Origin of the sequence: Enterobacter chuandaensis, assembly GCF_003594915.1 — a bacterium.
In the GTDB taxonomy this organism is placed as follows: Bacteria; Pseudomonadota; Gammaproteobacteria; order Enterobacterales; family Enterobacteriaceae; genus Enterobacter; species Enterobacter chuandaensis.
The window spans coordinates 165,631-178,324 of the sequence record NZ_QZCS01000001.1; the positions used below are offsets into that span (position 1 = coordinate 165,631).

At 57.9% G+C, this 12,694-nt stretch carries 8 protein-coding genes and 1 other RNA gene; 6 read left to right on the plus strand and 3 right to left on the minus strand.

Annotated elements, in window-relative coordinates:
- Positions 1–51: 51 nt before the first annotated feature.
- Positions 52–1,167 carry an AI-2E family transporter YdiK gene (gene ydiK / locus D5066_RS00825; RefSeq protein ID WP_119914769.1) on the plus strand — a complete coding sequence of 372 codons (1,116 nt, stop codon included), beginning with the start codon at positions 52–54 and terminating at the stop codon, positions 1,165–1,167.
- Positions 1,168–1,377: 210 nt separating this feature from the next.
- Positions 1,378–1,485, plus strand: an RNA gene (gene rprA / locus D5066_RS00830) — antisense sRNA RprA.
- A gap of 5 nt (positions 1,486–1,490) precedes the next feature.
- Here the strand turns inward: rprA and D5066_RS00835 are convergent.
- From D5066_RS00835 to ppsA, 3 genes are all read right to left on the minus strand, one after another.
- Entirely contained in the window at positions 1,491–3,866 is a 2,376-nt protein-coding gene (locus D5066_RS00835) for a glycoside hydrolase family 3 N-terminal domain-containing protein (protein WP_119914770.1), read from the minus strand.
- Between the two features lie 3 nt (positions 3,867–3,869).
- Positions 3,870–5,270, minus strand: coding sequence for an MFS transporter (locus tag D5066_RS00840; protein WP_119914771.1), 1,401 nt, complete (start codon positions 5,268–5,270; stop codon positions 3,870–3,872).
- 234 nt (positions 5,271–5,504) lie between these two features.
- A complete protein-coding gene (gene ppsA, locus D5066_RS00845) occupies positions 5,505–7,883 on the minus strand; it encodes a phosphoenolpyruvate synthase (RefSeq protein WP_028012836.1) in 2,379 nt (792 codons plus the stop codon).
- 335 nt (positions 7,884–8,218) lie between these two features.
- On the opposite strand from ppsA, the gene ppsR reads away from it, so the two are divergent.
- From ppsR to D5066_RS00865, 4 genes are all read left to right on the plus strand, one after another.
- Positions 8,219–9,052: a posphoenolpyruvate synthetase regulatory kinase/phosphorylase PpsR gene (ppsR, locus tag D5066_RS00850; protein ID WP_028012835.1), complete on the plus strand. Its 834-nt coding sequence runs from the start codon at positions 8,219–8,221 to the stop codon at positions 9,050–9,052.
- 152 nt (positions 9,053–9,204) lie between these two features.
- Positions 9,205–10,251, plus strand: a complete 1,047-nt coding sequence (gene aroH / locus D5066_RS00855; RefSeq protein ID WP_119914772.1) for a 3-deoxy-7-phosphoheptulonate synthase AroH — start codon at positions 9,205–9,207, stop codon at positions 10,249–10,251.
- 182 nt (positions 10,252–10,433) lie between these two features.
- A complete protein-coding gene (gene hemP, locus D5066_RS00860; protein WP_080327376.1) occupies positions 10,434–10,622 on the plus strand; it encodes a hemin uptake protein HemP in 189 nt (62 codons plus the stop codon).
- A 72-nt stretch (positions 10,623–10,694) separates the two neighbouring features.
- A complete protein-coding gene (locus D5066_RS00865) occupies positions 10,695–12,677 on the plus strand; it encodes a TonB-dependent hemoglobin/transferrin/lactoferrin family receptor (RefSeq protein WP_119914773.1) in 1,983 nt (660 codons plus the stop codon).
- The last annotated feature ends 17 nt before the right edge of the window (positions 12,678–12,694 follow it).

Here is a 12,694-nt window from a genome sequence, read left to right on the forward strand (position 1 = left end):
TTTTCCATTCCCGCCAGTCGTACTGGCGTTCTTTAAAGGAAAGTTTCATTTATGGTCAATCTTCGCCAGCCCAGGGATGTTGCGCAAATTCTGCTGTCGGTGCTGTTCCTGGCCCTCATGATTATTGCGTGTCTGTGGATTGTTCAACCCTTTATTCTCGGCTTCGCCTGGGCTGCGACCGTTGTCGTCGCCACGTGGCCTCTGCTGCTGCGCTTGCAGAAACTGCTGTTTGGCCGCCGCGGGCTAGCCGTGCTGGTGATGACCCTGCTGCTGTTCCTGCTGTTTATTATCCCGATTGCCCTGCTGGTGAACAGCCTTGTCGACTCCAGCGGCCCGGTGATCCGTGCGGTGACCAGCGGCGACCTGACGCTGCCGGACCTCGCCTGGCTGAACAGCATTCCTGTCGTGGGCGCTAAACTTTACAGCGGCTGGCATAGCCTGCTGGAGATGGGCGGCAGCGCGCTGATGGCGAAAGTACGGCCTTATATCGGCACTACCACCACCTGGTTTGTCGGTCAAGCCGCGCATATTGGCCGCTTTATGATGCACTGCGGCCTGATGCTGGTCTTCAGCGCCCTGCTCTACTGGCGCGGTGAGCAGGTTGCTTTAGGGGTTCGTCACTTTGCCACCCGCCTGGCGGGAAAACGCGGTGACGCTGCGGTGCTGCTGGCCGCGCAGGCCGTGCGTGCGGTGGCGCTGGGCGTTGTGGTGACGGCGCTGGTACAGGCAGTGCTGGGCGGTATCGGCCTGGCGATTTCCGGCGTACCGTACGCCACCGTATTTACCGTAGTCATGCTGATGACCTGCCTTGCGCAACTGGGGCCCTTGCTGGTGCTGGTTCCGAGCATTATCTGGCTTTACTGGACGGGTGATACCACGTGGGGCACGGTTCTGCTGGTCTGGAGCTGTGTAGTCGGTACGATGGATAACGTGATTCGCCCCATCCTCATCCGCATGGGGGCGGATCTGCCGCTGATCCTGATCCTCTCAGGGGTCATCGGCGGACTGATTGCCTTCGGGATGATCGGCCTGTTTATTGGCCCTGTCCTGCTCGCCGTCACCTGGCGTCTGTTCTCCGCCTGGGTGCATGAAGTGCCGCCACCAGAAACCGACCCGGACGCGATTCTGAGCGAACTGGAAGAGCTCGAAGAGAAAAACACGCATTAAGACTTTTTTGCCGGGTGGCGCTAACGCTTACCCGGCCTTCACTGTTTCGCACGATACTTAAACAGTGCTAAAGTATTTATTCGTTGTTCACTGGTCAGACCCATCATTTCAGCAGTAAGTCCGCTATTATCCTCAAGAAATCTTTACGTCTCTTTAACTATTGAGACGAATCTGATCGACGCTAAAAATTACAATGCCTACTATTAGCTCACGGTTATAAATCAACACCTTGATTTATAAGCATGGAAATCCCCTGAGTGAAACAACGAATTGCTGTGTGTAGTCTTTGCCCATCTCCCACGATGGGCTTTTTTTTATCCTGACTACGCGCGCTTCACGTCACAACGGCTGAGCATCTGCCACTCACCGGACAACACCCGCGTTTCCCCTGTCACAGTGACCGTCACCGCCTCGCGAATATCCGCTGACGATGCGCCAATTTGAATTTCAAACTCGCCCGGCTCAACGACACGCTGGCCGTCACGACGGGTGAAGTTGAACATATCAACCGGCAGCGTGAAGGTGAGCGTGGCGGTTTCGCCCGGCGAGAGCGTGACGCGCTGGAAGGCCTTCAGCTCCTGAAGCGGCCGCACCTGCGTGGCAACCTTATCCCTGACGTAAACCTGCACCACTTCGCTGCCGCTGCGTTCGCCGGTGTTAGTCACGTCAATACTGAGCACGACATTGCCGTCAACCGGCACGCGGCTTTCAGCCAGGCGCGCCTCTCCCCAGCTAAACGACGTCCATCCCAGGCCAAAGCCGAACGGATAACGTGAACCAAAATGGAACGCGAACGGCGTGCCACCGCTTTTCAGCTTGTGGTTATAGTAGTACGGCATCGCCCCGGCGCTTTTCGGCACGCTGACCACCAGCCGACCCTGTGGCTCCGCGCGTCCGGTTAACACATCCGCAATCGCCCAGCCCCCTTCCTGCCCCGGTGCCCAGGCCATCATCAGCGCGGCGACCTTATCCTCCAGCCCCTGCAGGTTGTACGGACGCCCGCCGGTCATCACGACGATCACCGGTTTGCCGGTGGCGACCAGCGCCTCCAGCAGCCGTTGCTGCACGCCGGGTAGATTCAGGGAATCGGTATCGGAGCCTTCCCCTACCGTGCCGCTCTGGAACAGCCCGGCGAGATCGCCCACGCAGGCCACCACCATGTCACTCTCCTGCGCGGCGCTGACCGCCTCGGGGATAAGTGCGGTACTTTGCGACACCGGAGACTGCTGCATTGGCTTGCCGCCGCTGTCGCCGGGGAAGACCGGCGCGCCCGCCATCCGTTTTTCGATAATGTGGCACCCTTTGGCATAACGGACGTTCGATGCGCCAAGGTACTGCGCCAGCGCCGCGCGCGGGGTCGTCACCTGCGAGGTCTCTTCCACCATGTCGCTGATAATCAGATGAACCGGGAAGCTGTACCCGCTGAGTAACGCCAGCGGATCGTCTGCCGTCGGCCCGATCACCGCCACGCGAGGTTTGCCATTCAGCGGCAGAATGCCGTTGTTTTCCAGTAGCGTGACCGATTTAGTTGCCACCTCCCGCGCCACCTGCCGGGTAGTCTCATTTTGCAGATCGATAGCGTTTTCATCCGCGTACGGTTTTTCAAACAGGCCAAGACGGAATTTTTCGGTCAGCGTGCGCGCCACGATCTCATCGACTTTCGCCATAGAGATCAGCCCCCGCTCTACCGCTTCCGCCAGATGGCGTGCGCAGTCATCCTTCGGCAGCTCAACGTCCAGCCCGGCGTTAAAGGCCAGCGCGGCGGACTCCGCTGCGTCGTGGGAAATGCCGTGGTGCTGGTGCAGCAGGCTGACGCCGCCGTAGTCCGCGACAACAATCCCGTCGAAGCCCCACCGTTCGCGCAGGACGGTGGTCAGCAGGAAGCTGTCGCTGTGCCCCGGCTGGTTATCGATGTCGTGGTAGGCGGGCATGACCGAACCGGCGTTTGCCAGCTTGACCGCCATTTCAAACGGCAGCAGGAAGGTATCGTTCAGCTCGCTGAAGCCAAGATGAACCGGGGCGTGGTTGCGCGCCCCTTCGCTGAACGAGTGGCCCACGTAATGCTTGAGCGTCGCCAGCAGATCGCGCTTATCGCCCTGCAACCCTTTCACGTAGGCGGTTGCCATCACTCCAACCAGCCAGGGATCTTCCCCGAAGGTCTCTTCGGTTCGCCCCCAGCGCACGTCGCGGGACACGTCCAGCACCGGCGCAAGCCCCTGCTGGCAGCCAACGGAGCGCGCCTCTTTGCCAATCTGCTCCGCCGCGCGCTGCACCAGCGCCGGGTCCCAGGTCGAGCCGTAGTTCAGCGACGATGGGAACAGGGTGGCGTCTTTGCACAGCAGCCCCACCAGGCACTCCTCGTGGAACAACGCCGGGATGCCAAGACGCGTCTCTTCCATCATCATGCGCTGCAGGCGGTTAGCGGCGCGCACCCCGGTTTTCGCGTCAACGATGTGGGTGCCGAGCGGACGGGTGATCTGCCCGACGCCCAGCTTCAGCCGCTCGCTGAGCGCGGCGTGCTCGCTCACGCCGGAGAATTCGTCGCTCAAATCGCTGCGCTCGCGGTGGTTGCCGTTTTCATCGAGGATCAGCCAGTAGGCGTGCATCTGGGCGAACTTCTCTTCCGGGGTCATGCGCGCCAGTAAATCGGCGACGCGCTCGTGTACGGGACGTCCCGCATCCTTATAGATAGCCGTCATGTTTTACTCCTGTAGTGCGGAAGGGGTTGCCGGGCTAAGCTGCCCTGCGTCGGGTCTTACCTCACGCTTGCTGGCCAGCTCCCGGGCGATGGAATCCACCAGCCGGCTGTTGAGCTTATAGATGGAAAGCAGCGCCACCATGCAGAGGAACAGCGCGCACGGAATAAGGGTGAACAGCGCGTTGATGGTGGAGAGCACGTGTGGCGCCTGAGTGGCCTGGCCGGGCGCGTAATCCACCATGCCGAGCACCCAGCCGACCACCGCTCCGCCCAGCGCCAGGCCAAACTTGATGGCAAACAGCGCGGTGGAGAAGACCAGCCCGTCCAGGCGGCGGCCGCTGCGATGCTCTTCGTAGTCGACCACATCGGAGAACATGGTCCACTGCAGCGGCGTGGTGAGGTTCTGAATAAAGCTAAAGACGATGTTAAGGCCAAAGATCAGCCACACCTGCGAAGGCGGCAGGAAGAAAATCAGCGCGCCGAAAATGACGAAGGAAATAATCGTCCACTGATAGGCGCGTACGCGGTCAAATTTCCCCAGCAGGCGTTCGGATAATAATGCGCCGCTTAACGAGGCCACCATCCCGGAAACAATAAAGGCAAAAACCAGTTCCGGGCGTAACAGCACATAGTTGACGTAATACATGGTGGCGGAGCCGCGCGTTACCACCGCCGTTAACAGCAAAATATTAAACACAAAAACAATACGCCACTGGCTGTTCCCGGCCAGCAGTTTTAAATCGGTAAGCATGGAGCCGGAGGTATCATTGCGCGGGGAATAACGCTCGCGGGTCATCAGGAAACAGCAGAAAAACAGCACAATCCCCAGCAGCCCCATCAGGCTCATGGCGTAGAAATAGCCTTTCTGCACGTTGCCCTGGCCCAACAATGAAACCAGCGGCAGGGCAATGACCGTCACAATTAACCCGCCGATAAACGACAGGCCAAAACGCCACGACTGCAGGGAGTGACGCTCGCGCGGATCCAGCGTCAGCGCGCCCGGCATGGCGCAATAAGGCACGTTAATGGCGGAGTAAATCAGACTTAAGATCGCGTAGGTCACGCAGGCATAAACGATTTTCGCCGTCGGCCCGACGTCCGGGACGTAGAAGGTAATAAGGCAGCTTACGCCAAAGGGAATAGCAAACCACAGCAGCCATGGGCGGAAACGGCCATGACGCGTCCGGGTGCGGTCAACCAGCGCGCCAATGCACGGGTCGACAAACGCATCCACCACGCGCACCACTAAAAACATGGTACCCATGATCGCGGCAGGCAAACCAAAAACGTCCGTATAGAAATAAGCGAGAAATAACGTTGCCGTTTGCCAGACCAGCGCGCTGGCCATATCGCCTAAGCCATAACCTATTTTATCTTTGGTACGCAATACAGAGGAGAGTGTCATTGTTATTTGCCTTTTTATCAGGTTAAAACGTATTTCAACCAGTTGCGCATCTTCTGAAAGGAAATGCGCAGTAAGGCTCAAGTATTAGCAACGCGTTGCGCACTAACAATTGTCTTAATTAACAGACAAATTATGATATTTGGTTTTTTAGTTTATTTGTGATGGGGAGCAAATTAGCGGTGAAATAAAAAAGGCGAGGAATAATATCCTCGCCTTTTTCCGATCAGAATGGTGTTACTTGTTCAGTTCCGCCAGGCTCAGCCAGGTTTGCACTACGGTGTCCGGATTCAGGGACAGGCTATCGATCCCCTCTTCCATCAGCCAGGCGGCAAAGTCTTCATGGTCGGATGGACCCTGACCGCAAATCCCGACGTATTTACCTTGCTTCTTCGCCGCGCGGATGGACATGGAGAGCAGCGCTTTCACCGCCTCGTTACGTTCGTCGAACAGCTCGGAAACCACGCCGGAGTCGCGGTCCAGGCCCAGCGTCAGCTGCGTCATGTCGTTCGAACCAATGGAGAAGCCGTCGAAGTGCTCCAGGAACTGCTCGGCCAGCAGGGCGTTGGACGGGATCTCGCACATCATGATGATCTTCAACCCGTTCTCGCCGCGCTTCAGACCCTGACGTGCCAGTTCGTCCACCACCGCTTTCGCCTGATCCACGGTACGCACGAACGGGATCATGATTTCGACGTTGGTTAGCCCCATGTCGTTGCGCACGCGTTTCACCGCCTCGCACTCCAGCGCGAAGCAGTCGCGGAAGCTGTCGGACACGTAGCGTCCGGCGCCGCGGAAGCCCAGCATCGGGTTCTCTTCTTCCGGCTCGTAGCGCTCGCCGCCCACCAGGTTGGCGTATTCGTTAGACTTAAAGTCAGACAGACGCACGATTACGCGTTTCGGGTAGAACGCCGCGCCCAGCGTGGCGATCCCTTCGGTCAGACGGCCGACGTAGAACTCTTTCGGCGAGTCGTAGCCTTTCATCATCTCGCGGATTTCGTTCTGCAGTTTCGCGTCCTGGTCGTCAAACTCCAGCAGCGCGCGCGGGTGAACGCCGATCATGCGGTTAATGATGAATTCCAGACGCGCCAGGCCAACGCCTTCGTTCGGCAGGCAGGCGAAGTCAAACGCACGGTCCGGGTTGCCGACGTTCATCATGATCTTCAGCGGCAGGTCCGGCATGGTATCGACGCTGGAGCTCTTCACGCTGAAGTCAAGGATATCGGCATACACGTAGCCGGTATCGCCTTCGGCACATGAGACGGTCACGTTCTGTCCATCCTTCATGCGTTCGGTGGCGTCACCGCAGCCGACAACCGCAGGAATACCCAGCTCGCGGGCAATGATCGCCGCGTGGCAGGTACGGCCGCCGCGGTTGGTGACGATGGCCGAGGCTTTTTTCATGATCGGTTCCCAGTCCGGGTCGGTCATGTCGGTCACCAGCACGTCGCCGGGCTCAATGCGGTTCATCTCGCTGATGTCGTGGATCACCTTGACCGGACCAGCACCGATGCGGTGACCGATGGCACGGCCTTCCGCCACGATTTTACCCTGCGCGTGCAGCGTATAACGCTCCATCACCTGGCCGCGAGAGCGAACGGTTTCCGGGCGCGCCTGAACGATAAACAGCTTGCCGGTGTTCCCGTCTTTCGCCCATTCGATATCCATCGGACGGCCATAGTGTTTTTCAATCTGCACCGCCTGCTTCGCCAGCTCCTGCACTTCGGCATCGGTCAGGGAGAAGCGGTCGCGCTGCTCCTGCGGCACATCTTCAATCTTAACCTGCTTGCCATGCTCCTGGGTCGGGGCATAGATCATGCGGATTTTTTTCGAGCCCATGGTGCGGCGCACCACCGCCGGACGGCCCGCGGCCAGCGTAGGCTTGTGAACATAGAATTCGTCAGGGTTCACCGCGCCCTGCACCACCATCTCACCCAGGCCCCATGCGGAGGTGATAAACACCACCTGGTCGAAGCCGGATTCTGTATCAATGGAGAACATCACCCCGGAGGAGCCCACGTCGGAGCGCACCATGCGCTGCACGCCCGCGGAGAGCGCCACGCCGCGATGGTCGTAGCCCTGGTGTACGCGATAGGAGATGGCGCGGTCGTTAAACAGGGAAGCAAACACGTGCTTCACCGCAACCAGCACCGCATCGTAACCCTGGACGTTCAGGAAGGTTTCCTGCTGCCCGGCAAACGAGGCGTCTGGCATATCTTCTGCGGTTGCAGAGGAACGCACGGCAAAGGAGGCCTGCGCATCGTCAGCGGAGAGCTGGTTGTACGCGTCGTGAATGGCTTTTTCCAGTTCCGGCTGGAAAGGTGTGTCGATGATCCACTGGCGGATCTGCGCCCCGGCTTTCGCAAGCTCGGTGACGTCATCAATATCCGTTTTATCCAGCAGGTCGTAAATGCGCTGGTTTACACCGCTCTGGTCTAAAAACAGGTTAAACGCATCGGCGGTCGTGGCAAACCCGTTTGGTACGGAAACACCCATACCGGACAGATTTGTAATCATTTCACCCAGGGAGGCATTTTTGCCCCCAACTCTGTCTACATCATTCATGCCGAGTTGGTTATACCAAAGCACCAGCGGTGACGAGCCATTGTTGGACATCGAAACAATCCTTTTGTGATATTTGATCGGAGTAAGTAACACCTGACTACGTATTTATACTGGCATATTTATTTGCGCTAAAAAAACGGTGAATCGTGTAAGCAATTTAAATTTTCAACTTTTCGGATAGTTTCCCACCAGCCAATAACCAGATGATTCATCTATATTCAGTCAGAAACCCCAAAAATAAAGTCGCTATTTGAAAAATGAAATCCGCTTTTCAGGAAAACCAAAAACATCATTTCATTTTAAATTCAGATAACTTCTTTGCTGTGCAATTAACTTTTTTAATTTATGCTTTCAGACAATTACGTATGATATTCAGGGTGGGTAAAATGGATAATGCTGTCGATCGTCACGTTTTTTATATTTCTGATGGTACGGCGATCACCGCCGAGGTGCTGGGCCATGCGGTGATGTCGCAATTCCCCGTTTCGATTAACAGCATCACGCTGCCGTTTGTGGAAAATGAGAGCCGCGCCAAAGCGGTGAAGGACCAGATTGACGCCATCTTCCAGCAGACCGGCGTGCGCCCGCTGGTGTTCTACTCCATCGTTATTCCTGAGATTCGCCACATCATTCTGCAAAGTGAAGGCTTCTGCCAGGATATCGTGCAGGCGCTGGTGGCTCCGCTCCAGAGCGAGCTGAAGCTTGACCCGACGCCTATCGCGCACCGCACCCACGGGCTGAACCCCGGCAACCTGACCAAGTACGACGCGCGTATCGCCGCCATCGACTACACCCTGGCGCACGACGACGGGATTTCGCTGCGCAATCTCGACCAGGCGCAGGTGATTTTGCTTGGCGTGTCGCGCTGCGGCAAAACCCCGACCAGCCTCTATCTGGCGATGCAGTTTGGCATCCGCGCCGCCAACTACCCCTTTATTGCCGACGATATGGATAACCTGGTGCTGCCCGCTGCGCTCAAGCCGCTGCAGCACAAGCTGTTCGGCCTGACGATCAACCCGGAACGTCTTGCGGCGATCCGCGAAGAGCGCCGCGAGAACAGCCGCTACGCCTCGATGCGCCAGTGCCGCATGGAGGTTTCCGAAGTGGAGGCGCTCTACCGCAAAAACCAGATCCCGTGGCTGAACAGCACTAACTATTCGGTAGAAGAGATTGCCACCAAAATTCTCGACATCATGGGGCTTAACCGCCGCATGTACTAATACGCTAGTACGTTAGCTCAGATTCATGTATCATCCTTTTCAACAACGGGGCGATGTCGCCCCGAACTTGAAATCAGCAGGGATTGGTTTAATGTGATGCCCATCACTTCCCGGTAGTCTGCCGATGAAGCAAAAATTTTCTGAGACACGTCATGAATAAAACCGATGAACTCCGCACTGCGCGCATAGACAGCCTGGTCACCCCGGCTGAGCTGGCCGAGCGGCACCCAGTTTCCGCCGCGGTCGCGGAACATGTGACGGCCTCCCGCCGCCGCATTGAAAAAATCCTCAATGGTGAAGACAAGCGTCTTCTGGTAGTGATTGGGCCCTGCTCCATCCACGATCTGGATGCCGCGATGGATTATGCAAAACGCCTTCAGGGGCTGCGGGATAAATACCAGCATCGCCTTGAGATTGTGATGCGCACCTACTTTGAAAAACCGCGCACCGTCGTGGGCTGGAAGGGGCTGATCTCCGACCCTGATCTTAACGGCAGCTACCGCGTGAACCACGGCATCGAGCTGGCGCGCAAGCTGCTGCTGCAGGTCAACGAGCTGGGCGTGCCGACGGCCACCGAGTTTCTTGATATGGTGACCGGGCAGTTTATCGCCGATCTCATCAGCTGGGGCGCGATTGGCGCGCGCACAACCGAAAGCCAGATCCACCGCGAAATGGCTTCGGCCCTCTCCTGTCCGGTCGGCTTTAAAAACGGGACCGACGGTAACACCCGGATTGCGGTCGATGCGATCCGCGCCTCGCGTGCCAGCCATATGTTCCTCTCACCGGATAAGAGCGGCCATATGACCATCTACCAGACCAGCGGTAACCCTTACGGGCATATCATTATGCGCGGTGGGAAGAAGCCTAATTACCATGCGGAAGATATTGCGGCAGCTTGCGAAACGCTGGCCGAATTCGACCTGCCGGAACATCTGGTGGTGGATTTCAGCCACGGTAACTGCCAGAAGCAGCATCGCCGCCAGCTGGACGTCTGCGATGAGATCTGCCAGCAGATCCGCAGCGGCTCGACCGCCGTTGCCGGGATTATGGCCGAAAGCTTTATCAAAGAAGGCACGCAGAAAATCGTTGCCGGACAACAGATGGTGTACGGTCAGTCAATCACCGACCCGTGCCTGAGCTGGGAAGACAGCGAGCTGCTGCTGGAGAAGCTGGCAGCTGCGGTTGATTCACGCTTCTGATGTTATTGTCGGGTGGCGCCCTTCTCCCTCTCCCTCAGGGAGAGGGTTGAGGTGAGGGAATCAGGCCGCACCTCCCCCTAAATTTGATCCCGTCACACAATTTTCACAAAAACGCTTGCCGTGAATTTGCAGTTTATTGATAATGATTATCATTGTTACATTGATTGTTATTTATAAACATAATGTCACCTACGGATAACAGCGCGGCAACGCCAGCAAAAAAACACACAGCACCGTCCCCTGCCCCTGGCGATCGTCGTATCGACAGTAAAACCCTGCTGGGTGACGAGGGCCGGGTGATTATCGAGCATGACGGCCAGCACTACCTGCTGCGCCAGACCCATGCCGGAAAATTGATTCTCACAAAATAAACTAAACCCTTCGCCAGCCACCCAGGTGATCCCCAGGCAGCCAGCGCTTTCGATTCTTGATGGAGAGTTGCTATGCCACACCTGCAATCCGCACGTTTACGCCCGTCCCTTCTGGCGCTGGCGATTGTCAGCACCCTGCCGGGCATCGCGTTTGCTGCCGCAGATGAAATCACCGTCACCGCGACAGGCAACGCCCGTAGCGCCTTTGAAGCCCCGATGATGGTGAGCGTGATTGACGCCACCGCCCCGGAAAAACAGACCGCCAGCTCAGCCGCCGACCTGCTGCGCAACGTGCCCGGCCTGACGCTGGACGGCACCGGCCGCACCAACGGTCAGGACGTTAACCTGCGCGGCTACGATCGCCGCGGCGTGCTGGTGCTGGTCGACGGCGTACGTCAGGGTACCGACACCGGTCATCTCAACAGCACGTTCCTCGATCCGGCGCTGATCAAACGGATTGAAGTGGTGCGCGGGCCGTCTGCTCTGCTCTACGGCAGCGGCGCGCTGGGTGGCGTCATTTCCTATGATACCGTCGACGCCAACGATCTGCTGGAAGCGGGCAAAAACAGCGGATACCGCGTGTTTGGTACCGGCGCGACGGGGGATCACAGCCTCGGCCTGGGTGCCAGCGCCTATGGCCGTACCGATACCCTGGACGGTCTCGTGTCGTGGTCCAGCCGAGATCGCGGTGATATCCGCCAGAGTAACGGCGCGACGGCGCCAAACGACGAATCCATTAATAACATGCTGGCGAAAGGCAGCTGGAAGCTCGACCCGGCCCAGACGCTGAGCGGTGCGCTGCGCTACTACAACAACGCCGCGCAGGAGCCGAAAAACCCGCAAACTCCCGACGCCAACAGCAGCAATCCGATCACCGACCGCTCCACCATCCAGCGTGACGCGCAGCTTGGCTACCGCATTGCTCCCGAAGGGAACGACTGGCTGAACGCCGAGGCAAAAGTCTACTGGTCCGAAGCGCGCATTAACGCCCAGAACATCGACAGCACCGGCGAGTTCCGCAAACAGACAACTAAAGGCGGTAAGGTGGAAAACCGTACCCGCCTGTTCAGCGACTCCTTTGCCTCTCACCTTCTGACCTACGGCGGGGAATACTACCGTCAGGAGCAGCATCCGGGCGGGGCCACCACCGGCTTCCCGGAGGCGAAAATCGACTTCAGCTCCGGCTGGCTGCAGGATGAGATCACCCTGCGCGATCTGCCGGTGACCCTGCTGGGCGGCACACGCTATGACAACTACCGCGGCAGCAGCGACGGCTACAACGATGTGGATGCCGATAAGTGGTCATCCCGCGCCGGGTTAACCGTCAGCCCAACCGACTGGCTGATGCTGTTCGGCTCTTACGCACAGGCCTTCCGCGCGCCGACCATGGGCGAGATGTATAACGATGCCAAACACTTCTCCATCGGCAGGTTTTACACTAACTACTGGGTGCCTAACCCGAACCTGCGCCCGGAAACCAACGAAACGCAGGAGTTTGGTTTCGGCCTGCGCTTTGACGACCTGATGCTCGCCAACGACGCGCTGGAGTTCAAGGCCAGCTATTTCGATACCAAAGCCAAAGACTACATCTCCACTACCGTCAATTTTGCCGCGGCGACCACCATGTCGTACAACGTCCCGAATGCAAAAATCTGGGGCTGGGACATGATGGCAAAATACTCTGCCGACCTCTTCAGCCTCGATCTGGCCTATAACCGCACGCGCGGAAAAGACACCGATACGGGCGAGTATATCTCCAGCATTAACCCGGACACCGTCACCAGCAAGCTGGACATTCCGGTAGCGCAAAGCGGTTTCTCCGTGGGCTGGATCGGCACCTTTGCCGATCGTTCAACCCACGTCAGCAGCAGCTACAGCAAACAGCCGGGCTATGCGGTCAACGATTTCTACGTCAGCTACAAAGGCCAGGAGCAGCTCAAGGGCATCACCACCACGCTGGTGCTCGGCAACGCCTTCGACAAAGAGTACTGGTCTCCGCAGGGTATTCCGCAGGACGGTCGTAACGGTAAGATTTTCGTGAGTTATCAGTGGTAACGCATATTGAGAAGGAA